The following is a 22,573-nucleotide window of genomic DNA, read 5'->3' on the forward strand; positions in this document are numbered from 1 at the left end:
GGGGGGTCACATTGCACAAACTCTGCCTCGTCCTTTTGTTTTTCGGACTTGCCACCCCGGTCCTGGCCGAGCGCGAAGTGCATGTTATTGCCGTTGGCCGGGGCCACCAGACTGCCGATTACTATGCCCTGCCAGAGGCGCGCGTGCGGGTGGATCGTCCGGGTCAGGACGTCAGCCTTGTGTTGCTCGACGATGGCATCTTGCACTGGAAGATCGAAACAACAGCCGGGACCATCATCAGCGAAATTGTCCGAAGCGGCCCATCCCCGAAAGACAGCAAGGTGTCCCTGTCCGGGATTCCCATGATCGGGGTGCAGGTCACGGGCCTGCCACTGGTTTTCCGCCCCTCGGGGCGCAAGTTTCGCGGGCTGATCGGCGCTGTGACGGACAGGTTCGGAACAGACCGCATCAGCAGCTTTCAGGCCGCGCACAAGGCAAACCAGACCTCGCTACGGGTTGATCGCGTCGACACGACTACTGCCGGTCTTGCGCGGGACTACCTGTCGCAATTCTCGCGGGCCTACGACGATCTTTCGCCAGACATCCGCGACTGGATCGAAACAGGCGGCGGCGACAGGCCGTTTGCCGTGGCTTTCGATGCGGGCGGGGTCATCCTGACGGGACCAACCGGCGACCGGCGATTTCCGGTGACACCGGATGTCCCCGGGATACTTTTGCCGGTTACGGGCGTATATGATCCCGCCACACAGATGATCTACTGCATCACGATCGGTGCCGAAGGCTTCCTGTACTCCGTCGATGTGCGGACTGGACACTGGGCCGTTGTGACCAGTCTGGACGAATATGACGCGGCGGGGCTGCTCTATGATGCGGACAATCGCCAACTGGTTCTGACCGGCGCGTTTTCCCGACCGGGCGACATCAGGCTTTTCGGATTGGACGGCGGCCGCTCTTCGGTCTTTATTCCGACCACGGGGTTTCCCGGACTGACCGACCTGTTCGACTATGGCAACGAACACGGGCCGCCACTGACTCCGCTCGTTTTCAGTGACGGCTGGCTGCTGCTCGAAGCGCGTGCAGGCAATGACAGCGCGGACCCGGCCAACGCGCAGCATCGTCTCTACGCAGTGCAAATCGCAACCGGCGAGGTCCGTTTGCTGCGCTTTGGCCCCCGCTGAGAGCGCCGCCCGCGCTTACCCGCGTACCCGCGCGCCGTGGCCCGGCCGGGTCGGCCCGAACGATTTGGCGCGCAGCACATCCGACCCGTAAGGCGCCTCCGCGCGGGCGAATTTCACCAGCTTGGTCAAATCGTGGCGCATGTCCTCGAACAGGTCTTCGAAGTCATCCAGCCGCATGTCGTACACCGCTTCGAACGCGGCATCCCAATCGTCCTCTTCGCCCACCGCGCGCCAGAAGGCGACCATGTGATCCTCGCCAAAGCGCAACGCCAGCAGCGCCACCGCAAGGTTCGAGGCAGAGTATTCCGCATCGCTGCGCACCGATTGCTTCTTGCGAATGAAATCCAGCGGGATCGGGTCCTCGGCATCGCGCGACCGCAGCGACACCAGCATCGGCACCGACACCTCCCGCGTGGGGCCTGCGCGCGACTTGATCTGCGCCAGATAGGCGCTGCCCTCGACCATCCAGGACGGCCCCATGGGGCGACGCCCGTACCCGTCAAAGGGCACCTTGTCATAGCTCATCTCGCGCTGAACATGGTGCATGTATTCATGCAGCATCACATACTGATAGCGCCCCTGCCAGATCTCGTATGAGGTGACGCTGGCCTGATCGCCCGACGGCATGCACAGCGCGATGCGGTTGCGATAGGCGCTGCCCATCACCCGCTCGACCCCGACGCATAGATCCTCTGCCGTCTCTTCCGCCGCCGCGGGCGACAGATCGTCGATCCCCGGCACCGACAGGCGCAACAGGTCTTCCAGATCATCGCGGCCAAAGGCCACGATCAGCACCGGCTTGCTGGCCGTGGCAATGCCGAAATCCTGCGCAAAGGTCTGGCGCGCCTCCTCATATGAGCGTTCGATATAGCCACGGATCTCCGGCGTGATGCTGTCCTTGGTCAGGATCAGCGGTGGCTCTGCCGAGGGCATGACCTCTGCCGCCTGCGGGGAAAACGACCCGATCTCACGGCACCAGCCGACCGCCGCGCGCTCGGAAAACTCCGGCAGCGCGTCAAACACCGCATGGGCCGCGTCGCCCTCCAGCCGCTGCACAAATTCCGCCACCGCGCGGCGCGTCTGCACCCCGGTGACGCCATCCGCCTCGCCCGGGTCCAGGCCCAGCCGCGCCAATTGCTGCTGCACGCAGGTCACATGGGTGTCAGAGGCCTGCGCGGCCCCCGCAGTCGCCCCCAGACACAGGGTCAGCGCTGAAATCAATCGTGTGATCGTCATGGGTTTGGTCCCCCGATGCAATATGGCACCAAACCTAAGAACAGATCCCGAATCGGGCAAGTCAGGGGAATCGTACCCTGCACCGTCCTTCACTGCTCCAGTTCCGCTTCCGTCAACGGGCGGTGCGCAAGGATCTGATCGCCGTTCATATCCCGGTCCGCCAGGAACTCGCGCTGCGCCATCTTGTCGTCGCGCAGCGTGACATACAGCGCCTCGAACGCCTCGACCGTCATGCCATAGACCTGCTCAAAGGCGGTGAACCAATTGTCGGTCTCTCCCACGACACGCCAATACCGGAACAGCGTCTCTTCGCCATACCGCTCCACCAGCATCGCCACACCATAGGCCGACACGTCATAGGCCGCCGCCTCGCGCACCTCGCCCGCCAGCCGGATCTGGCGCAGGGTCAGATCCGACCCCGCCGCCAGCGTGCGCATCGCGTGCAATCCGGGCACAAACCGCCCGTATCTCTCCTCCATAAAGGCCTGCTCGATCACCTGCGCCGACCCCTCGACCATCCAGGCAGGGCCCATGCGCGGCCGCACACTGTCCGGGTCGTTGACCCAGCGCGGCACCTTGTCGAAACTCAACTCGCGCTGAACATTGTGGACCACCTCATGCGTCATCGTGACCGACAGCACCATCCGGTACAACTCGCCCAGCGCCGGGGTCCGCAACGCCAGCGTGGTGCCGCAAAACGACAACCCATCGCGTGAGGCGCTGGCCCCCAAACCAAACTCGGTCTCACAATCGCGCCGCCCCCGCGCCCGCACATCGGCCCAGGCCTGCAACTCCATCGTGCCCGCCTCTTGCACCAACCGCTGCCAGGCGTCGGCATTGGTGGCGACGATGATCTTGACCTGACTGGCGACCTGCACGCCATAGCGGCGATACAGAAACGCTTCCGCCTCCAGAAAGGCGGTCATGACATGGTCGGCAATCTCGGGATGCACATCCGGCCCGACAAAAATCTGCGGCGGCGTGGCCGAGGGCATCAGCGGCGCCGCAACTGGCGCGCTCAACCCGATCTCGCGGCACCAGCCAACGGAACTGCGGGCGTCAAACCCCGGCAAGGCGTCAAAAACCCCGCGCCGCGCCACGTCCAACGAATCCACATAGGCACGCAAGGCCGCGCGGGTGCGCGGCCCGCTCACCCCGTCCACCGGCCCCGGTTCCTGGCCCAGCGCCACCAACTGCCCCTGCACACAGGCCACATGCACGTCACGCGCCTCGGCCCGCAACGCGGGCAGCAACAGGCACAGAACCGCCAATGCGGCCGCTCCCCATCGTGGCATCCCGGACTCCAATCTGCTGACTGCAATCCACCCAGTGACGCCCAGCGGCGTGCAATCTGTCAAGACCGCGCCACGCACCCCGCCACGGGCCCGGACCCAAACCCTTGGGGCATCGGGATTCTTGGCAGGATGAAATTGCGCGGAACATTTGAAGACGGCAGCACGGATCACATCCAGCGCCCGCTTGCCACCTCAGCGGCCTGCGATGATTCCGCCCCCCATGGCCACCGCCCCGGTTTCTTCTGGCCAAAAATATCCCGGGGGGAGACGACCGCAGGGAGACGGGGGGCAGGCCCCCCTACACCCTCAGTGAACCGTCACCGGCGCCAGATCGTTCTGCCGCGCCAGCACAAAGGCCAAAGAGCGGTCCTTGACCAGCGCCAGCCGCTCACCATCGGCGCGGTGCACCGCATACAGCGTATCCTGCCCGGCCACTTGCTCGCGCAGTTCATCCGGCAGATCGGCGGTTTTCACCGGGCGCACATAAACGGTCTTGCCTGCGACCAGCTTGTCAAAATCATACTTGGCATGCATAGAACTCACCCTTTTCTTATGCTGATCGTTTGCACCACGGTCTCTGGCCGCGTCATCGTCAGATCGACGTGCAGCAGCCCGTTTTCCATGACCGCCTCGCCCACCTCGACGCCCTCGGCCAGCACGAAAGAGCGCTGGAACTGGCGCGCGGCGATTCCGCGATGCAGGAAAATCCGTTCGGACCCGTCATCGACCTGGCGACCGCGAATGACCAGTTGCCGGTCCTCCACGGTGATCGACAGATCGTCTTCGCAAAATCCGGCCACGGCCAGGGTGATGCGATACGAATGGTCCGAGGTCTGCTCGATATTGAACGGAGGATAGCCCTCGCTGGTCTTCGCCGTGCGTTCCAGCAGGCGCTCCAGCTGTTCAAAGCCAAGCATGTGGGGATAGGATCCCAGGGTCAGTTTGCTCATCGACACGTCCTTTGCACAAGCGACCGTCACGCCCGGCCCCACGATAGGCAGCCGCGCCCCTGAAATATGGGCACCCGGCCCAAAACGCGCAAGGGGCTTTGCGCAAAGCATTCGAACAGCTATCGTGTGGGTCGGACGACCGACAGGGGAATTGGCACATGAACGCGCCCACCGATATCTCGATGAAAAACGACGACGTCCTGCGGGTCGAGCTTGAGGTGTTCCGCCGCGAGCACCGTGATCTCGACGACGCCATCCGCGCACTGCAACAGACCGGCACCGCCGACCAGCTGACCCTGCAACGGCTGAAAAAGAAAAAGCTCAAGCTCAAGGACAAGATCGCCATCATCGAGGACCGGCTGTTGCCGGACATCATCGCCTGAACGCCCCGGATCGCTCACCCCGGGCCGACCCCATTGCACCCCCCTCCGCATCCCGTATAACGCAATCTTCCCAACGCGGAGGCACAGATGGACAGCCCCAAGGTCGGCATCATCATGGGCAGTCAGTCGGACTGGCCCACAATGGTCGAGGCCGCCGATGTTCTCGACGAACTCGGCGTCGCCTATGAAACACGCATCGTCTCGGCCCACCGCACCCCGGACAGGCTCTGGGACTACGGCAAGACCGCCGTCGACCGCGGCCTTCAGGTGATCATCGCAGGCGCTGGCGGTGCCGCGCACCTGCCCGGCATGATGGCGTCCAAGACCCGTGTGCCGGTGGTCGGCGTCCCGGTCCAGACCCGCGCCCTCAGCGGCGTCGACAGCCTCTACTCCATCCTCCAGATGCCGCGCGGCTACCCGGTCGCCACCATGGCCATCGGCGCAGCAGGCGCCAAAAACGCAGGCCTCATGGCCGCCGGTATCCTCGCCCTGCAGGATTCCGCGCTGGCCTCCCGCCTTGACCAGTGGCGCGCAGACCTCTCGGCCTCCATCGCCGAGGAACCAACCCGCGACTGACCTTGTCCCAAACGCAGGTACACCCATGACCGCCCCCCTCCCCCCCGGCAGCACCATCGGAATCCTTGGCGGCGGTCAGCTTGGCCGCATGCTCTCGGTCGCCGCCAGCCGCCTCGGCTTCAAGACCTGCATCTTCGAGCCGGGCGCCGATTGCCCCGCCTCCCACGTCGCCAACCACCACCTCCAGGCCGGTTACGACGACACCAAGGCGCTGGAACACTTCGCAAATTCCGTCGACACCATCACCTATGAGTTCGAAAACATCCCGACGACAGCACTCGACATCCTCGAAACCCTCCGCCCCATCCACCCGGGCCGCGAGGCGTTGCGCATCAGCCAGGACCGCCTGACCGAAAAGACCTTCCTGCAAGACATCGGCCTGCACATCGCCCCCTTCGCCGCCGTGACCGACGCCGACAGCCTGACCCGCGCCATCGCCACCATCGGCACCCCCTCGATCCTGAAAACCCGCCGCTTCGGCTATGACGGCAAGGGGCAAAGCCGCCTGACCTCCCCCGCCGACGCCGAAAAAGCCCTCGCCGATCTCCAAGGCGCCCCGGCCGTGCTCGAAGGGTTCATAGACTTCACCGCCGAAATCTCGGTCATCGCCGCGCGCAGCCATGATGGCCGCGTCGCCGCCTTCGACCCAGGCCAGAACGTCCATCAGGACGGCATCCTGCGCACCACGACGGTGCCCGCGCCGCTGCCCAACAGCACCCTCACCGACGCGGTGCTGACCGCAGGCCGCATCCTGAACGCGCTCGACTATGTCGGCGTCCTCGGCGTGGAATTCTTCGTCACCCCCGGCGGGCTGCTCATCAACGAAATCGCCCCCCGCGTGCACAATTCTGGCCACTGGACGCAAAACGGCTGCATGATCGACCAGTTCGAACAACACATCCGCGCCGTCGCGGGCTGGCCGCTGGGCGATGGCAGCCGCCACAGCGCCATCCGCATGGAAAACCTGATCGGCGATGACATGGACCGCGTCTCCTCCCTCGCCGCCGACCCCACCTGCGCCCTGCACCTCTATGGCAAGGCAGACACCAAACCGGGACGCAAGATGGGCCACGCCAACTTCCTCACCCCGCAGACCTGACCCCCGCAGATCTGCCCCCACGCTTCTTCTGGCCAGAAATATCCCGGGTGGAGTTTGAGGAGGGCAGCGCCCTCCTCAAGGCCTGCGTGGCCCGAACGCAAACCACCCTGCGCGCACAGCGCCCCGCTAAGCGATAAACCGCGCCGCCACAGGGCCGCTCATATACGCCACCTGCCCGCCCGCAATCACCGCCGCGATGCGCCGCGTCTCGCGCTCCATCACCACCACGTCGGCCCGCAACCCAGGCTCCAGCCGCCCGCGATCCGTCAGGCCCAGCACCCGCGCCGGTCCCTCGGACACCAGTGCCCAGGCCGCCGCCTCCTCCATCAGGCCCAGCTCTACACAGCGCCACGCCGCCCGCGCGGGGGACGGATAGTGATAGTCCGATGCCAGCGCATCGCACAGCCCCGCGCCGATCAACTCCAAGGCCGACACATTGCCCGCATGGCTCGCCCCGCGCACCACATTGGGCGCGCCCAGAACCACCGGCTCGCCCGCATCCCGCGCCGCCTGCGCCGCCTCCAGTGTCTCGGGGAACTCCGACACGCACACCCCGCGCCGCCGCCAGTCTGCGCGGCCCTCGGCGGTCTGGTCGTCATGGCTGCCCATGCGCACATCCCGCGCCGCCAGCCGGGCGCACAGCGCGTCCAGCGCCTCCGGCACCTCGGCCCGTGCGTCGTACAGCCGTTGCATCAGCGCCAGATGCGTCTGAGGGCTGCGCCCCGATTTCAGCGCCTGCCCGGTCAGGCGCGGCGGCGTGCGCCCCTCGGACAGCCGCTTGTGCGGCAGGTGGTCGTTGAACACCACATACCCGATGCCCCAACGGTCCAGCGCCGCCTCCGCATCGGCAAAACTCTCGGGAAAATGGGTCTCCAGCCGCATCTGCACCCGCAGATCCACCGGCACACTCGGGGCCACCGCATCAACGGCGGCAAAGACCTCCTGCGCAAACTCCGGCCCGCGCATCCCGCCTTCCCATGACCAGAACTGCGCCAGCACAGCGGTTGTGATGCCGCAGGCCCCCAGTTCGGCGGCCACGGCCACCATGCCGGAATCCCGTTCCCGCAATGCGCCCCGGCGCGGGGCCATGTGGCGTTCAAACCCGTCGCCATGCACGTCCACGATCCCCGGCAACAGGTCATAGCCTGACAGATCAACGGTGCGCCCCACCGGCCCATCCGCAATCACACCGCCCGCCAACGACAGCGGCGCGGCGTCCCAGCCACCGGGTCGCATTACCCGCGCGCCGCGCAGATCCAGGTCAATCGGCATCGCAGTCTCCCAACAGACACGACAGCAATTCCTCGTCCAGCAGAACGCGCCAATCGACGTCGCTGTCGAAATGCCCCGTCTCAAGGAAAAGCACCACCTGCACCATCGCTTCCGGCGCCTGCATCATGAAGGTATGCGTGACCGGCAAGACGATGTGATCGCGCATCCCCAGCACCCGGGTCGACTCGACGGACACCTTGCCGTCATCCTGTCCCGGCAACATCGAACTGGTCACAAGGTTCAGCGTCCGCGACCCGGCAATCACCCCCAGCGGAAAATCCACCGCCGGCAGCCGCGCGGCCAGGCTTTCCGGCCCGGTGCCCAGCTGCAGCCCCGCAGGCCCGTTGTACCACTCGAAGATCTCCCAGCCGCCCATCACGTCGACCAGCTCGCTGCCGCCATTGGGCGGCCCCATCATCACCACCCGGCCCAGCCGCTCTGGCCGGTGATCCTGCAACCAGTAGCGCAGCAGGATACCCCCCATGGAATGGGTGACAAAATGCACCCTCTGCGTACCGCATTGCGCCACCGCCTGCGGCAACGTTTCATTGGCCAACCGCTCAACACGGTCGGACGTGGACGCATAGCCCGGCGTGATCACCCGGTGTCCCCGCGCCTCCAGAACCAGCCCCAGAACCGCCATCGAATATTCGGTCCGCGCCAGCCCGTGCAGCAGGATCACACAGTCCCCGGCACGCGCCGCAACCGGGAACAAGGTCAGGAGTGAAAGCAAAAACCATTTCATGCCGCTGGCATAGCGCCGGTCCAGCCCCTAGAAAAGGACCAAAGGAGCGTCCAATGCCCAGCCCCCGCATCGCCACCCGTGCCGTGATCCTGCATGAGGACCGGCTGCTGCTGGTCAATGCGTGGCGCGATGTGCAATCCGATCTGTGGTGCGCCCCCGGTGGCGGCGCCGAACGCCACGCCAGCCTGCCGGACAACCTGATCCGCGAAGTGTATGAGGAAACCGGCCTGACCATCGCCGTCGGTGCGCCCTGCCTGATCAACGAATTTCACGACCCCAAGGGCCGCTTTCACCAGGTCGAGGTGTTCTTTCGCGCCACGATCACCGCCGGGGCGCTGTCGGACCTCTGGAAAGACCCCGAAGGCATCGTCCACACCCGCTGTTTCTTCACCCGGGCGGAGGTCGCCAAACTGCGCCTGAAACCTTCCAGCCTGCCCGACGTGGCCTGGGGAACCGGACTTGTCTACGACCCGCTGGAACCGATCCTGCGCTAGGCCGCAGCAGGTCAAAGACCTAACAAAAGGTAAAACCGCCTCTGTAACCCCTTGATCTATAACACGCGCACTCCTGTCCACGCGTGGACACCCTATCTCCGCAGCACCGACAGCGCGACCCCGCCCAGCACGACCATGGACGCCACCATAAAATCCGCCGTCACCGCCTCACCCAGAAAAATCATGCCCCCCGCCATCGCAATGACCGGCACGGTCAGCTGCGCCACCGCCGCGATACTGCCCGTCACCTGAGGCAACACATGATACCACAGCGCATAGCCCAGCCCCGAGGTCACCGCGCCAGAAATCACCGCCAGAACGATGCCCGACACCTCCGGCGCCACCGCCTCCGGACTGACCGGCAAGGCCAGCCCCAGCAGGAACCCGATCGGCGCGGCCAGCACAAAATTCGCCCCCGTCGCCAACAGCGGATCGTCGGCACGCCGCCCGGCCAGCGAATAAATTCCCCAACCCACCCCCGCCAGAACCATCGCCGCGCCATGCACCAGACTCAACTCCAGCCCCCCACCCGGCCAAAGCAACCAGATCAGCCCGCCAAAGGCCATCGCCGCCCCCATCCAACGCAACAGCGGCGGACGCTCGCCCCCGATCAGGCTGCCACCAAACATCGTCACCTGCACGGTCCCGAACAGGATCAACGCCCCCAGCCCCGCATCCAACGCGACATAGGCCACCGAAAACCCGTAGATATACAGAACCAGCCCCAAGACTCCGGCCACCCGACCCGGACCGCCCAGCACCACCCGCCCGCGCAGCAGCAAGCCCAGCAAAACCAATACCACCGCCCCGGACCACAGCCGGATGCTCCCAAAGCTCACCGCATCAATCCCGCCCGCCGCCAGCGCGGCCCGGTTCAGCACGGAATTGGCGGCAAAGGCCACCATGGTCAGCGCGATCAAGATAGGGAGACGCATCGGCACTCTCTGGCTAAGTCACAAATCTCAGGGCCGGACGACAAACCGCGTCCGCAACGCATCATCAACCCCAGACGCGCTTGCCGTCTACATGACGTAAAAAACGCTACGCGAAAACCCGCAGCCGACACCCTCGGCAAAGCGCATTTCTTTCGGCACCCCGCCCGCACTCGGGGACTCCCCCGTGTTTCTTCTGTCCGAAAATATCCCGGGGGAGGCGCCACAGGCGACGGGGGTCATGCTGCAAGCATGCCTTCGGCATGACGCCCCCTCAGGCCACCAGGCTCTCGGCGCGCTTGAGATCGACCGAAACCAACTGGCTGACACCCTGCTCCTGCATCGTCACGCCAAACAAGCGGTCCATCCGCGCCATCGTCACCGCGTGGTGGGTGATGATCAGAAACCGCGTGTCGGTCCGGCGGCACATCTCGTCCAGCATGTCGCAGAAACGGGTCACGTTGGCATCGTCCAGCGGCGCATCCACCTCGTCCAGCACGCAGATCGGTGCGGGATTGGCCATGAACACCGCAAAGATCAGAGCCAGACAGGTCAGCGTCTGCTCCCCCCCCGACATCAGCGACAGGGTTGACAGCTTCTTGCCCGGCGGCTGGCACATGATCTCAAGACCCGCCTCCAGCGGATCATCGCTTTCGACCATCATCAGGCTGGCCTCGCCACCGCCAAAGAGATGGGTGAACAGCATCGAAAAGTTGCTGTTCACTTGCTCGAACGCCGTCAGCAGCCGCTCGCGCCCCTCACGGTTCAGGCTGGCAATGCCCGAGCGCAGCGTCTTGACCGCTTCCTCAAGGTCCGATTTCTCCGACACAAGTGTGTCGTGCTCGTCCTGAACCTCTTTGGCATCTTCCTCAGCGCGCAGGTTCACCGCACCCAGCGCATCGCGCTGGCGTTTCAGGCGGGACACCTCGGCCTCGACCTTGTCAGAGGCGGGCATCTCGTCCGGATCGGTGTCCAACTGGGTCAGCAACGCAGCCGGGGTCAGGTCCATTTCGTCCGAAATCCGCCCCGCCGCCGTCACCACTGTTTCGTGCGCGGCCTCGGCACGGGCCTCGGCGCGGGCGCGGGCCTCACGCGCCTCACCCGCGTGCCGTTCGGCGTCCCGCTCGGCGGCAATGGCCTCGCGCAGCGCACCCTCGGCAACTGACAGCGCATCACTTGCCTCTGCCTTGCGCGCCTCGGCGGCCTCCATCGCGTCGGTCAGGTCGCCGCGCTGATCCTCCAGCGCGCCGGGAACATCCTCGGCCTCGGCCAGTTCCGCCTCGCTGTCGGCCTTGCGTTCGGCCAGTTCGGTGGCGCGTTTCTCGGCAGTCTCAAGCCGGTGCCGCCAGCCGGACAGATCCTTGGTCACCTGCTGTGAGCGCCCCTTGCGGGCGTCGCCATCACGCCGCAATTCATCATGGGCCGACCGTTTGGCCATCATGGTCATGCGCGCCGCCTCGACCGTCATCTTGACGTCTTCGGCCTGCGCGCGCGCCTCTTCGAGATCGTCCAGCGTGTCGACCGCGCGCTGCGCCTCTGCCAGTTGGCCGCGTGCGGCACCGGCCTCATCCTCGTAGCGTTTGACCGACAGCGCCGCGCTTTCAACCTTGCCCTCGGACATGTCGCGTTCGGCCTCTGCACGGCTGAGCGCGCGGGCCGCATCGGCCACCGCCTGATCCGCTGTCCTGCGGGCCAGACGCGCGGTCTTGTCCGCCTCTGTCAGATCCCGCAACTGCGCAACCAGCGACTCGTGCGCCGCCAGCGTGCCGTCCAGCCGGGCCGAGGCCTCTGCCATCTCCTGCTTGAGCCCCTCCAGCCGGTTCAGCTGTTCCAGCCGCAGCGCCGCGGTCGAGGGCTGATCCTCGGCCCAGGCCCGGTAACCGTCCCAGCGCCACAAATCGCCCTCCAGCGTGACCAGCCGCTGCCCCGGTTTCAACAAGGCTTGCAGGCGCGGGCCGTCGTCGGCGTCAACCAGACCGATCTGGCTGAGGCGGCGCGACAGCACGTCGGGAACCGACACATGCCCCGCCAGCGGGCTGGCCCCCTCGGGCAAGGGCTGCGTGTCGTCATAGGCGGCCAGCACAACCCAGCCGGTCGGTCCGTCGCCCTCGACCTCGGGCGCGCGCAGGTCATCCGCCAATGCGGCCCCCAGCGCCTTTTCGTACCCCTGTTCCACCTGAAGCCGGTCAAGGATCTGCCCGCCCTCGGCGGTATCGCGGTCCAGCAACCGGGCCAGCGCCGTCACCTCGGCCCTCAGGGCGTTCATCTGGCCCTCGGCCTCGGACCTCTCACCACGGGCTTCGGCCTCACGCGCCTGCGTTTCGGTGCGGGCTGTTTCGGCCTCGGTCAGGGCGTCCTCGGCCTCTTCCGCCGCGGCGTGGGCCTCTTCCAGTCGGTCCTGCGCCAGTTCTGCCGCCTCGCGCGACAGCGCCTGAGACTCGCGCGCGGTGTCAACCATGGCGCGGGCGCGCACCGCGTCGGCCTCATTGCGGTCAAGCGTCTTGCGGCAATCCGCAAGAAAGCGCTGCGCTGACTGGTGCCGCGCCGCCAGCCGCGCCACATCCTCTGTCTGTTGTTCAAGGTCGGCTTCGCGTGCCTGCAAGATGCTGGATGCCTCTCCCGCTGCCTCATGTGCCTCTGCCAGCCGCTCATCATGCCCTTCAGAGGCTTTTTGCAGCTCGCGTGCTTCCCACTCCAGCCGCTCGATCGTCTCTCCGGCGTCGCGGTTCAACCCGGCCTCGCGGTCCATGTCGCGCACCAGTTGGGCGATACGGCTCTGCAAGGTCTCGATCCGGGCAAACGCCTGCTTTTCCTGATCGGTCAGGGTGTCACGCTGCACGATCAGTCGTTGCAGCACAGCGGCGGCGATGGCCTCTTCCTCGCGCAGCGGCGGCAAAGCGTCCTCATAGGTGCTGCGCGTCTTTTCCGCTGATCGGGCCGCAGTCTCGGCCTGCGCGGCCTTTGTCACCGTCTCGCGCAGCGCGGCATCCGCCACGGCGCGCGCCTCATCCGCCTCGCGCCAGCGGCGGTACAGCAGCATCCCTTCGGCCTGCCGCAGTTCCGTGCCGATGGCGCGGTAGCGCGCCGCCTGCCGCGCCTGTTTGGCCAGTTGCGACAGTTGCCCCGCCAGTTGTTCGACCACGTCATCGACGCGCAGCAGGTTGGTTTCGGTGCTTTTAAGTTTCAGCTCTGCCTCATGGCGGCGCTGGTACAGCCCGCCGATCCCGGCGGCATCCTCAAGGATCTTGCGGCGGTTCTTGGGCTTGGCGTTGATCAGTTCCGAGATCTGCCCCTGCCGCACCAGCGCAGGAGAGTGCGCGCCCGTGGCCGCATCGGCGAACAACATCTGAATGTCGCGCGCGCGGGTGTCCTTGGCGTTGACCTTGTAGGCAGAGCCCACGTCGCGGGTGATCCGGCGCACGATTTCCAGGTGGTCGCTGTCGTTGAACCCCGCAGGCGCCAGCCGGTCAGCGTTGTCGATGTGCAGGCTGACCTCAGCAAAGTTGCGGGCTGGGCGTGAGGACGCCCCGGCAAAGATCACATCCTCCATCCCGCCGCCGCGCATCGCCTTGGCCCGGGTTTCGCCCATGACCCAGCGCAGCGCCTCAAGCAGGTTTGATTTGCCGCAGCCGTTTGGCCCCACCACCCCGGTGAGGCCGGGATTGATGATCAGATCCGTGGGATCCACAAAGCTTTTGAAGCCAGTCAGTCTGATTTTGGAAAAGCGCAAGGTGCCGGTCCGATTCCGTCGTGGACCTTCAGGGTGCTCTGTCGAGGTGGCGTGAGTCAAGAAAGGCGTGGCTCATGTGGCGGGCTTCTGCCAGTTCTCCACAAGATATTGGGTCGCTACCGTCCTGTTCGGCAGGTGAGGGCCCCGGCATGAATGCCAGCCCTCTGGTTGTGGTCTTCAATGTCGCAATAGATCGTTCTGGGCCGTCGCATCCTTTTTGGCGCGGGCCCGCCATCGCAAGACAGGCCGATCCACATCATCGCCGGGTCGCCCTCGACCCAGTCGGCGCGGCATCCGCTTTGTATTTGCGCGGCGATCCCGGCCTTGCGGGCGACATCCTCAAACCGGGGCAGCCATTCGGGAGATGTGCGCGTTGCCTCGACCAGATTCCCCCGGAAGCGCAGGGCAAAGCGTGATCCGTCGACGTCTTGCACGTGTTTCTCTGCCGCATAAAAACCTGGCCCCGCCGCATCACATGCAGCGAGGCCAAGCAGGAGGAGAACACATGGTAACCAACGCATAACCCGAGCCTGCCGCAAACTGGTTACTCGGAGGTTAAAAACAATGCGTTCAAACAAAGTTATAGAAGGTTTTTCTTTACATTCCCATTCCTGAATGTTTATAACATTCCATCTTTAGAATGTTTTCGAATGGCACAGGAGGCTCCCATGGCCCAACCAGCACAAAGACCCGCCGACACCTACTCGCCACTCTATTTTCTCGGCTCCCTTGGCGCCGGCGGCATTGTCGTCACCTTTTTCATGTTTCTGATGTTCTGGGTTCCGCACCCGACTCAGCCCGTTCCCGTGTTCGAGGACATCTTGGCCGCATGGTCAGGCGGCGCTCTTCCCAAGCAGGTGGCCATCGCGGTTGCCATGTCAGGGATCGCATTCTTTGCCATTCTCAATATCAAGGCGCTGATCTGGAACCTGCAATCTTACAGCGTGTTCCGGAAAACCACCGCCTACCCTGCCCTGCGCAACTCCAACGCGGAATCGACCCTGCTGGCGATGCCGCTGGCGCTGGCCATGACGGTCAACGTAGGGTTTATCCTTGGGCTGGTCTTTGTCCCGCAACTCTGGGCCGTGGTCGAATACCTGTTTCCCCTTGCGATGGTCGCCTTTGCCCTGATCGCCGTCATGGCCTTTCGCCTCATCGGTGACTTTCTGGGCCGCGTGTTGTCCAAAGGGGGCCTGTTCGACGTCACCGCGCATAACTCCTTTGCGCAACTCACCCCTGCCTTTGCCGTGTCGATGGTAGCCGTCGGCTTTGCCGCTCCGGTCGCGATGAGCACCAACCCCACCACCGTAGGTGTCGCCATGGTTCTGTCGACCCTGCTTGGCACCATCGCCATCGTCTACACTGTTGTTGCGGCGATCACCGCGTTCGGGTCGATGTTGCAACACGGCACCGCTCGTGAGGCCGGCCCGACCCTGATGATCATCGTCCCCATCGTCACAGTTCTGGGGATCATGTTCCTGCGGCAAGAGCACGGGCTGCACACCACCTACGACTCGCACGCCAATGCGGGAGAGACGATGGTCTTTCTGGCCCGCCTGATCGCCATCCAGCTGGCCTTTCTGGGTCTTGGTGCGGTCGTTCTGAGGGCACAGGGCTATTTCAGTGACTTCGTCGTGGGCACCAAGACGTCGCCCGGATCCTACGCGCTGGTCTGTCCCTTTGTGGCGCTGTCCGTGATGCTGCAATTCTTCATCAACAAGGGGCTGGTCGCCGCCGATGTGATTGCGAAATACGACGTTGCCTATTGGGGTCTGACCGGACTTGCCATCGCGTCGCAGGTTGTCGCCATCGCGTTGGTGCTGCGTCTGAACCGCCAGCACTTTGGCCACACAACCGCAAACGCCATTCCGGCCGAGTAACGTCCCTTCCGTTGCCAGGCCGATCCTTGGGCCGGACCTGTTGGTCCGGCTCCTTTTTTGTGGTCCTGTCAGAAATTGACCTCAACGCCGGGCAGTTTCAGCGATTTGATCAAGTCGCGCACCTCTTGTCGCGCCGCGATGTTCGACAGGCTGAGACTGCGCACACCGATGTCGCGCAGATCCAGAAGTGTCAGGCCACGCGGAAACAGCTCACGGAACACCACGCGTTCGGAGAATCCCGGCCCGACGCGAAAGCCGATGCGCTTGGCCAGTGTGGCAACCGCCTTTTCCATCTTGGCCTTGTTGATCATCTGTTGCGCCCCGACCCTATTGCGCAGAACAATCCAGTCCATCGGGGACAGCCCCGCCTGCGCGCGCAACTGGCGCGCCGACCAGACCATCTCGGCGTAGACGGACGGACCAAGGATCTTTTCCCCGTCGCCCTCGATCCGCGCCAACAGGTCGAAATCGACAAAACTGTCATTCAGGGGCGTGATCAGCGTATCGGCCAGCGAATGCGCGACCTGCGCCAGCCGGGTGTAGGAGCCGGGGCAGTCTATGATGATGAAATCAGACTTTTCTTCCAACTCGGCCACCGCGCGGTTCAGCCGGTTGTCGGCGGACTGCTCTCCGGCCGCGACCGCAGCCGGGTCGGCATCGGGCAGCTGCATGTAGCCCGGTAACGGCAAGTCGCGCTCTTCTTTTTTCAACCACGCGCGGCGGTTGGACAAATAGCGGCCAAGGCTCTGCTGTCGCAGGTCGAGGTCCAGCGTCCAGACCCGGTGATCCATCCGCGCCAACGCGGTGGCGACGTGCATCGCGATGGTCGACTTGCCCGCGCCGCCCTTTTCGTTACCGACAACGATGATATGTGCCACGCCTGTGCCTCTTGTCCATTGCGCCACGGCTGTCCCGTGGTCAGTTGTTTTCTGCTTTAGGGCCCTTGCAAAGGCCCGGAACGCGCAAGGCCCGGCGCAGTGGCCGGGCCTCGCCTTGATTCCTGAGACCTGCCGTCAGTGCAGTTTGGCGCCCACGTCGGCAATAGCGTCGTCGATCAGCTTGCCAGCGCTGTCTGCGGTCATCTGCTCAGCCACAACGCTGCGCGCGGCGGCAATGGCCAGGGACGCGGCGCGGTCGCGCACCTCCCGGATGGCCGCTGCTTCGGCAGAGGCGATCTGGCTTTCGGCGGCAGCAAGGCGGCGGGTGATCGACTGGGCGATCTCTGCCTTGGCCTGCTCGGCGGCCAGTTCGGATTCCTGCTTGGCGTGCGCGATGATGCGATCCGCCTGCGCCTGCGCCTCACGTTGCTTGCGCTCATAGCTGGCCAGCAAGGTCTGGGCCTCTTCGCGCAACTGGCGTGCTTCGTCCAGTTCGTCCTGAATACCCTCAGCCCGCTTGTCCAGCAGACCGGCAAGCATACCCGGCACCTTGAAATAGATCAGCACCGCGATAAAGAGGATAAAGCCAAGCAGCACCACGAAGTCCGTGTTGCCCAGCGAAAAGAACGGACCAGAGGCCGCCGCCGCAGGTGTGGCCGACAGGGCGGCCAGAACGGGAAGGATGAGTTTCTTCATGGCCTTACCCTTTCAGCTGCGCGTCGACCGCGCTTGCGATCTTGGCGTCGTCAGCGACACCACCCAGCGCGGCCACGATGGCCCCGGCGGTATCCTTTGCCACGGTCTCGACATGGGCCATGGCGCTTTCGCGGATCTCGGCGATTGCCTTCTCCGACTCGACGGCCTTGGCTGCGATTTCCGCGTCGGCCTTGGCGATTGCATCGCCCAGATCGGCCTTGATGTCGTCACGCGCCTTTTGCGCAATGGTCTGGGCCTCGGCCCGAGCATCGGCAAGCGCCTTGTCATAAGCGGCTTCGGCGTCTTGTGCCTTGCGCTTGAGATCTTCGGCGGCGGCGATGTCGTTTGTGATGGTCCCCTGACGTTCCGCCAGAACCGCGGCGATGCGCGGCAGGGCGATACGGGCCAGCACAAAGTAGATCACGATCAACGTGATCACCAGCCAGAAGACCTGGTTTCCGATCCAATCGCCGCAGAGCTGCGGCATCCCGACGGCGCTGCCGCCGGCGTCAACGCATGCGCTGACAGGCTCGGACCCGTGAGTTTCGGTCGCCATGTTGTCCTCCGTCGGAACTTGTCTCTACATCGGGCGGTCAGGGTTGCCTGACCGCCCGCGCGTAAGGATCGTTAAGTTCCGTGGTTTAGACGGCGAACATCAACAGCAGCGAAACGAGGAAGGCAAAGATGCCCAGCGCTTCTGCGAATGCGATGCCGATGAAGAGAGTAGCAGTCTGGCCAGCGGCGGCCGAGGGGTTGCGCAGGGCGCCAGACAGGAAGTTGCCTGCAACGTTACCCACCCCGATAGCGGCTGCGCCGGAACCGATTGCTGCCAGGCCTGCGCCGATGTGTGCGAGATCGCCTTCCATTGAGATTCTCCTTACGATTGGAAGTTGAGTATTCGGGTTGTTCAGTCGGTAGGCCGGGCTTCAGCCCGGCAACCGTATCAGTGATGCGGGTGCAGTGCGTCCTTGAGGTACACACAGGTCAGGATCGTGAAGACATAGGCCTGGATAAAGGCCACCAGGATCTCCAGCCCGTACATGGCGGTGATCGCGAGGATCGAGAACGGCGAGATCAAGCCGATGGCTGCAAACCCGGCGAAAACCTTGATCACCGCGTGTCCGGCCATGACGTTACCGGCAAGACGAATGGAGTGGCTGACCGGGCGCACAAAGTACGAGATCAGCTCGATCAGGGCCAGAACAGGGCGCAGCGCCAGCGGCGCACTTGCCACCCAGAACAAGCTCAGGAACCCGGCACCGTTCTTGACAAAACCCAGGATGGTCACGGTCAGGAACACCGCCATCGCCAGCACCACGGTCACGGCAAAATGCGAGGTGGTGGTAAAGCTCATCGGCAACAGGCCAAGGAAGTTGGCGAAGACGATGAACAGGAACAGGGTCATGATGTAGGGGAAATACTTCAGCCCGTCCTTGCCCGCGACATCCTCGACCATCTTGTAGACAAAGCCGTAGGCGAGTTCAGCCACCGACTGCGACCGCGACGGCACGATGGCGCGCTTGGACGTGCCCAATACCATCAGCAGCACAACCGCCACGATGGACAGGAACAACCACAGCGTCACGTTGGTGATGGTGAACATGCCCACCGTGCTGGCGTCGCCGAACAGCGGCTTGACGATGAACTGGTCCATCGGGTGGAACACCAGGGCGCCGCTTTCCGCGGCATGATCTGCACCGTGCGTCTCAGTCGCCATGTTTTTTCCCCTCATCCGCTCCGGTGGCCCGGGCGCTGTCTTCATCGCCCTCGCCGGGGCTTTTGCCTGCGCCCCCGCCGGGGCCTGTCCCGGACGCGCCGGGGCTCATACTCGCCTGCACCTCTTTTGCCGTGCGCAGCATCACCTTGATGCCCGCGGCGACGCCCAGAAGCGCGAACACCACCATCAGGAACGGCTTGGTGCCCAAGAGGACGTCGAGGCCGAAACCGATCCCGAAACCGATCCCCAGACCGGCCACCATTTCCGTCACCATGCGCCAGGCGATATTAGCCTGACTGTAGTGCTCTTCCTGATGGGCTTTGTCGACTTTCCGGCCCGCCTTGTAGGCGGTCAGCTTGGCGTCCAGGTCGTCCAGCTTACGCTTGGGATCTTGGTCGCTCACGTCGTCGTTGGCTCCACTCAGGTTCGCCTTGGTGCTATGTTGCGGCGCGTCTTGAGTCAACATGCGTGAACGACCGGGGAAACCACCTCTATGCCATTGCTATAAAACGCAAAAAACAAACGCCCCCGCCCGACTGCCATTCCGCCGCAGGCGCCGACAGCGCCCGAGACGCTGCAAATGCACATTCAACTTTGCGGTTGAGTTTTCTTTCCACCCCGCCCACACCACTGCAAACCGCTACAGGAGACACCCATGCGCCCCATCCTTTGCCTGAGTTTCTGCCTGGCCCTGCTTGCGGCCCCGCTGGCTGCCGAAGAGATCCAGATCACCCGGCCCGACGTTCTGCTACAGGGGACATACCTGACGCCCCAGTCTGCGGAGGCTGTTGCCCTGATCCTGCCCGGATCGGGGCCGACGGATCGGCACGGCAATTCTGCGCAGGGGCTGTCGACCGATGCCTACCGCCTGCTCGCCAAGGCGCTGGAGCCGCAGGGCATCGCCACCATCCGCGCCGACAAGCGCGGCATCGGGCAAAGCACCGGCGATGCCAATGCCGTGACGCTTGCGCTGTATGCACAGGACGCGGCCCCTTGGATCGACCTTGCCAAGGAGCGCAGCGGCTTGGCCTGCATCTGGCTGATCGGCCATTCCGAAGGCGGGCTGGTCGCATTGGAGCTGGCGCAAGTCCGCGATGACATCTGCGGCCTGATCCTGCTGGCCGCACCGGGCCGCCCGGTCAGTCAGATCCTGCTGGAACAACTGCGCGGTGTGCCCGCATTGGCGCCTCATCAACAGGCGCTGGAAAAAGCGATGGTCTCACTGATTGCCGGAACACCCGTCCCGCCCGACGCCCTGCCCGGCCCGCTGATCAACGTCTTTGCGCCGCTGGTTCAGCCCTTTCTGATGGATCTCTTTGCCGTCGCTCCTGCGGAGCAGGCCCGCGACATCGACCTGCCCGTGCTGGTCGTACAAGGCACCGCCGACCTTCAAATCACCGAAGGTGATGCCCGCGCCCTTGCCGACGCCTTTCCACTTGGGACGCTTTATTTGGTCGACCGCATGACGCACACACTCAAGAGCACCAAGGACGACACCCGGCAGGCCAATCTTGTCACCTATTCCGACCCGGCGCTGCCGCTGGCCCCCGGGTTGGCAGAAAAGATCGGCGCATTCATCCTTGGCCAGCGATGAACGATCCGCTGGACACCGTCTTTGCCGCGCTTGCGGACCCCACCCGCCGCCGCATCCTTGCAATGCTGCTGGAGGATGACATGGCCGTGACGGACGTGGCCCACCCGTTCGAGATGTCGCTTGCCGCGATTTCCAAACATCTGACCGTGCTCACAAACGCCCACCTGATCAGCCAGGAAAAGCGCGGCCGGGTAAAGTGGTGCAAGCTGGAACCGGACGCCCTGCGCGCGGCCTCTGTCTGGATGCAGGGCTTTGGCCAGTTTGAACCGGTGAACCTTGACGCCTTTGAACGGTTTCTGGAACAGGAACTGCCCACTCTGGTCGAGCCACCAGAGCAACCACCAGAGGCCTGATCACGCCAGCCCGCCGACCGCCAAGGCATCCAGCAGCCGCGCCCGCTCTGCTGCCACCGGATAGGGAAACATCCGCGCCGCATGGGCCAGCGAATATTTCGGCGCAAACTCCCGGATCTTTGCCACCTCCGCCGTGGCCTCCGCCGCCAACCCCTGCTCCACCAGCGCCCGCACCAGTTGCACCCGCGCCGGAATGAACCTGTCGACCCGCGCCAGCACGGACCGGAAATGCGCCACCGCCGCGACGTGATCCCGCACCAGCACCCGCGCGTGGCCTTTTGCAAACTCCCAACTGGGCGGATGGAAACTGTCCAGCGCAAAGGCGCGTTCCAACAGCGCCTCTGCCTGTTCCGGGCGCGCCAGCCGGTTCAGCGTCTCGCCATAGGCAAGGCACACCTCGGCATTGGCCGGGTCCAGCCGCAGCGCCTCTTCAAGGCTGGCAATGCAGTCGTCCACCCGCCCCAGATAGCCCAGCACCCAGCCCAGCCGCGCATGGCCCAGACTGTCCTGCGCATCAAGCGCGATGGCCGCGCGCGCCAGCGCCTCGGCCCGCGCCAGTGTCGGATCGGCCCCCGGCATTCCGAAAACATGCAAGGTACACCGGCAATAGGCTTGCTGCGCCAAGGCGGCTGCAAATTCGGGGTCCAGCCGCGCCGCCGCTTCGAAATGCGCCAGCGCCTCGGCAAAGGCCTGCGGGGCGTAGCGAAAATAGGCATAGCGCCCCTGCAAGTAACGGTCATAGGCGCCCGCGTGCCGGGTTCCGGCCCGGCGCGGTTCGGGCGCGGCCCCCGGTGCCAGAACCTCTGCCACGCGCAGGCCGATGCGGTCCTGCGCCGCCAGCAGGGTCTCGGCCGTCACGTCAAAACGTTCCGCCCAGACCTGCCGGTCGCCGCCCGCGTCCAGAATGGCAACGGTGATCCGCATCGTGGCCCCCATCCGGCGCAGGCTGCCCTCGACCAGATGGCTCACCGGCAGCGTCTCTGGCGGGGGTTTCCCGCCCAGCGCGCGGCTGGTGTTATAGGACAGCACCGTCAGTGACGGATGTCGTGACAGATCGGTGATCAGGTCCTCGGTCAGCCCGTCCACCAGATAGGCATCCTCTGCTGCGCTCTCCGGACAGCGGAACGGGCGTACCAGAACGGCGGGTATGGCGGTCTCTGGCGCCGTGTCGCGGGTCAGTTCCGCGACAAAGCGAAAGCCGCGGGAATGCACCGTCCGGATAATCTGCCGTTCGGAATCGTCCAGCACGGCGCGCAGGGCCTTGACCGCCGCAGAGATCGCCCAGTCGCTGACCGCGCGTCCCTGCCACAGGTCCTGCTCCAGATCGGCGCGCGTCACCACCCGGTCGCGGTTCTCGATCAGCACCCGCAACAGCCGCAGGCTTTGCGGTTCCGCCTTGACCGGCACACCGTCCCGGCACAGTTCGAACCGCGCCGCGTCAAAGACGAAGCCCGCAAAGCGCCAGACCGGCGGTTTGTTGGTGGTGGCCGCCATCTCCTCTCGAAATCCTCCAGAAAACCCCCGGGCCTCCCCTTGTCCCAGTCAAGCACCCCGGCGGCGCGAAGGATAGCCTGCAAGGGCCAACATCACAAAAAGGGAGACCC

24 protein-coding genes are annotated in these 22,573 nt (G+C 64.8%); 8 read left to right on the forward strand and 16 right to left on the reverse strand.

The window, feature by feature from the left end; translation table 11 throughout:
- The first annotated feature begins 11 nt into the window (after positions 1 to 11).
- Positions 12 to 1,139, forward strand: a complete 1,128-nt coding sequence (locus CHB90_RS04875; protein WP_245823168.1) for a hypothetical protein — start codon at positions 12 to 14, stop codon at positions 1,137 to 1,139.
- A gap of 15 nt (positions 1,140 to 1,154) precedes the next feature.
- Here the strand turns inward: CHB90_RS04875 and CHB90_RS04880 are convergent, their stop codons facing one another.
- The 4 genes from CHB90_RS04880 to CHB90_RS04895 all read right to left on the reverse strand — a co-directional run bounded on the left by CHB90_RS04880 (position 1,155) and on the right by CHB90_RS04895 (position 4,620).
- Positions 1,155 to 2,375, reverse strand: a complete 1,221-nt coding sequence (locus tag CHB90_RS04880) for a peptidoglycan-binding domain-containing protein (protein ID WP_089276736.1) — start codon at positions 2,373 to 2,375, stop codon at positions 1,155 to 1,157.
- 89 nt (positions 2,376 to 2,464) lie between these two features.
- The gene (locus CHB90_RS04885) at positions 2,465 to 3,670 is read right to left on the reverse strand and encodes a gluzincin family metallopeptidase (RefSeq protein WP_089276737.1); all 1,206 of its coding nucleotides are present in this window, start codon (positions 3,668 to 3,670) and stop codon (positions 2,465 to 2,467) included.
- Positions 3,671 to 3,976: 306 nt separating this feature from the next.
- On the reverse strand, positions 3,977 to 4,204 hold the full coding sequence (locus CHB90_RS04890; protein WP_089276738.1) for a DUF1150 family protein: 228 nt from the start codon (positions 4,202 to 4,204) through the stop codon (positions 3,977 to 3,979).
- Between the two features lie 5 nt (positions 4,205 to 4,209).
- Positions 4,210 to 4,620, reverse strand: a complete 411-nt coding sequence (locus CHB90_RS04895; protein WP_089276739.1) for an Hsp20 family protein — start codon at positions 4,618 to 4,620, stop codon at positions 4,210 to 4,212.
- Positions 4,621 to 4,778: 158 nt separating this feature from the next.
- Here CHB90_RS04895 and CHB90_RS04900 point away from each other — a divergent pair, with 158 nt between their 5' ends.
- From CHB90_RS04900 to CHB90_RS04910, 3 genes are all read left to right on the forward strand, one after another.
- Positions 4,779 to 5,003: a YdcH family protein gene (locus tag CHB90_RS04900; RefSeq protein WP_089276740.1), complete on the forward strand. Its 225-nt coding sequence runs from the start codon at positions 4,779 to 4,781 to the stop codon at positions 5,001 to 5,003.
- 87 nt (positions 5,004 to 5,090) lie between these two features.
- Positions 5,091 to 5,579 carry a 5-(carboxyamino)imidazole ribonucleotide mutase gene (gene purE / locus CHB90_RS04905; protein WP_089276741.1) on the forward strand — a complete coding sequence of 163 codons (489 nt, stop codon included), beginning with the start codon at positions 5,091 to 5,093 and terminating at the stop codon, positions 5,577 to 5,579.
- A gap of 25 nt (positions 5,580 to 5,604) precedes the next feature.
- Positions 5,605 to 6,678, forward strand: coding sequence for a 5-(carboxyamino)imidazole ribonucleotide synthase (locus tag CHB90_RS04910; RefSeq protein WP_089276742.1), 1,074 nt, complete (start codon positions 5,605 to 5,607; stop codon positions 6,676 to 6,678).
- A gap of 126 nt (positions 6,679 to 6,804) precedes the next feature.
- Here CHB90_RS04910 and CHB90_RS04915 read toward each other — a convergent pair whose 3' ends face one another.
- Positions 6,805 to 7,950 carry an alpha-D-ribose 1-methylphosphonate 5-triphosphate diphosphatase gene (locus CHB90_RS04915; protein ID WP_089276743.1) on the reverse strand — a complete coding sequence of 382 codons (1,146 nt, stop codon included), beginning with the start codon at positions 7,948 to 7,950 and terminating at the stop codon, positions 6,805 to 6,807.
- Positions 7,940 to 8,695 carry an alpha/beta hydrolase gene (locus CHB90_RS04920; RefSeq protein WP_089276744.1) on the reverse strand — a complete coding sequence of 252 codons (756 nt, stop codon included), beginning with the start codon at positions 8,693 to 8,695 and terminating at the stop codon, positions 7,940 to 7,942. Before CHB90_RS04920 ends, CHB90_RS04915 begins: the two co-directional genes overlap by 11 nt.
- Before the next feature lie 53 nt (positions 8,696 to 8,748).
- Here CHB90_RS04920 and CHB90_RS04925 point away from each other — a divergent pair, with 53 nt between their 5' ends.
- On the forward strand, positions 8,749 to 9,189 hold the full coding sequence (locus tag CHB90_RS04925; protein WP_089276745.1) for an NUDIX domain-containing protein: 441 nt from the start codon (positions 8,749 to 8,751) through the stop codon (positions 9,187 to 9,189).
- A gap of 92 nt (positions 9,190 to 9,281) precedes the next feature.
- Here the strand turns inward: CHB90_RS04925 and CHB90_RS04930 are convergent, their stop codons facing one another.
- The 3 genes from CHB90_RS04930 to CHB90_RS04940 form a co-directional block, all read right to left on the reverse strand.
- Positions 9,282 to 10,124: a DMT family transporter gene (locus CHB90_RS04930; protein ID WP_089276746.1), complete on the reverse strand. Its 843-nt coding sequence runs from the start codon at positions 10,122 to 10,124 to the stop codon at positions 9,282 to 9,284.
- Between the two features lie 271 nt (positions 10,125 to 10,395).
- Positions 10,396 to 13,851, reverse strand: coding sequence for a chromosome segregation protein SMC (gene smc, locus CHB90_RS04935; protein ID WP_089276747.1), 3,456 nt, complete (start codon positions 13,849 to 13,851; stop codon positions 10,396 to 10,398).
- A gap of 116 nt (positions 13,852 to 13,967) precedes the next feature.
- Positions 13,968 to 14,285, reverse strand: coding sequence for a hypothetical protein (locus CHB90_RS04940; RefSeq protein ID WP_089276748.1), 318 nt, complete (start codon positions 14,283 to 14,285; stop codon positions 13,968 to 13,970).
- Between the two features lie 234 nt (positions 14,286 to 14,519).
- Between CHB90_RS04940 and CHB90_RS04945 the strand changes: the two genes are divergently transcribed.
- Complete coding sequence (locus tag CHB90_RS04945; protein WP_089276749.1) at positions 14,520 to 15,731, forward strand: TsoY family (seleno)protein; 1,212 nt, start codon at positions 14,520 to 14,522, stop codon at positions 15,729 to 15,731.
- A 68-nt stretch (positions 15,732 to 15,799) separates the two neighbouring features.
- On the opposite strand, the gene CHB90_RS04950 is transcribed toward CHB90_RS04945, so the two are convergent.
- The 6 genes from CHB90_RS04950 to CHB90_RS04975 all read right to left on the reverse strand — a co-directional run bounded on the left by CHB90_RS04950 (position 15,800) and on the right by CHB90_RS04975 (position 19,425).
- A complete protein-coding gene (locus tag CHB90_RS04950; RefSeq protein ID WP_089276750.1) occupies positions 15,800 to 16,609 on the reverse strand; it encodes a division plane positioning ATPase MipZ in 810 nt (269 codons plus the stop codon).
- A 135-nt stretch (positions 16,610 to 16,744) separates the two neighbouring features.
- Positions 16,745 to 17,305, reverse strand: a complete 561-nt coding sequence (locus tag CHB90_RS04955) for a F0F1 ATP synthase subunit B (RefSeq protein WP_089276751.1) — start codon at positions 17,303 to 17,305, stop codon at positions 16,745 to 16,747.
- 4 nt (positions 17,306 to 17,309) lie between these two features.
- Positions 17,310 to 17,861, reverse strand: a complete 552-nt coding sequence (locus tag CHB90_RS04960) for a F0F1 ATP synthase subunit B' (RefSeq protein WP_089276752.1) — start codon at positions 17,859 to 17,861, stop codon at positions 17,310 to 17,312.
- An 85-nt stretch (positions 17,862 to 17,946) separates the two neighbouring features.
- A complete protein-coding gene (locus CHB90_RS04965; protein WP_089276753.1) occupies positions 17,947 to 18,171 on the reverse strand; it encodes a F0F1 ATP synthase subunit C in 225 nt (74 codons plus the stop codon).
- A gap of 77 nt (positions 18,172 to 18,248) precedes the next feature.
- On the reverse strand, positions 18,249 to 19,022 hold the full coding sequence (locus tag CHB90_RS04970; protein WP_089276754.1) for a F0F1 ATP synthase subunit A: 774 nt from the start codon (positions 19,020 to 19,022) through the stop codon (positions 18,249 to 18,251).
- Complete coding sequence (locus tag CHB90_RS04975) at positions 19,012 to 19,425, reverse strand: AtpZ/AtpI family protein (protein WP_089276821.1); 414 nt, start codon at positions 19,423 to 19,425, stop codon at positions 19,012 to 19,014. Before CHB90_RS04975 ends, CHB90_RS04970 begins: the two co-directional genes overlap by 11 nt.
- 252 nt (positions 19,426 to 19,677) lie before the next feature.
- Between CHB90_RS04975 and CHB90_RS04980 the strand changes: the two genes are divergently transcribed.
- Together CHB90_RS04980 and CHB90_RS04985 are read left to right on the forward strand one after the other, a co-directional pair.
- Complete coding sequence (locus CHB90_RS04980; protein ID WP_089276755.1) at positions 19,678 to 20,616, forward strand: alpha/beta hydrolase; 939 nt, start codon at positions 19,678 to 19,680, stop codon at positions 20,614 to 20,616.
- Complete coding sequence (locus CHB90_RS04985; protein WP_089276756.1) at positions 20,613 to 20,969, forward strand: ArsR/SmtB family transcription factor; 357 nt, start codon at positions 20,613 to 20,615, stop codon at positions 20,967 to 20,969. The genes CHB90_RS04980 and CHB90_RS04985 overlap by 4 nt, the downstream gene beginning before the upstream one ends.
- Here CHB90_RS04985 and CHB90_RS04990 read toward each other — a convergent pair whose 3' ends face one another.
- Positions 20,970 to 22,463 carry a winged helix-turn-helix domain-containing protein gene (locus CHB90_RS04990; protein ID WP_089276757.1) on the reverse strand — a complete coding sequence of 498 codons (1,494 nt, stop codon included), beginning with the start codon at positions 22,461 to 22,463 and terminating at the stop codon, positions 20,970 to 20,972.
- Between the last annotated feature and the right edge of the window lie 110 nt (positions 22,464 to 22,573).

The organism is Antarctobacter heliothermus (assembly GCF_900188425.1).
Lineage (GTDB): Bacteria > Pseudomonadota > Alphaproteobacteria > Rhodobacterales > Rhodobacteraceae > Antarctobacter > Antarctobacter heliothermus.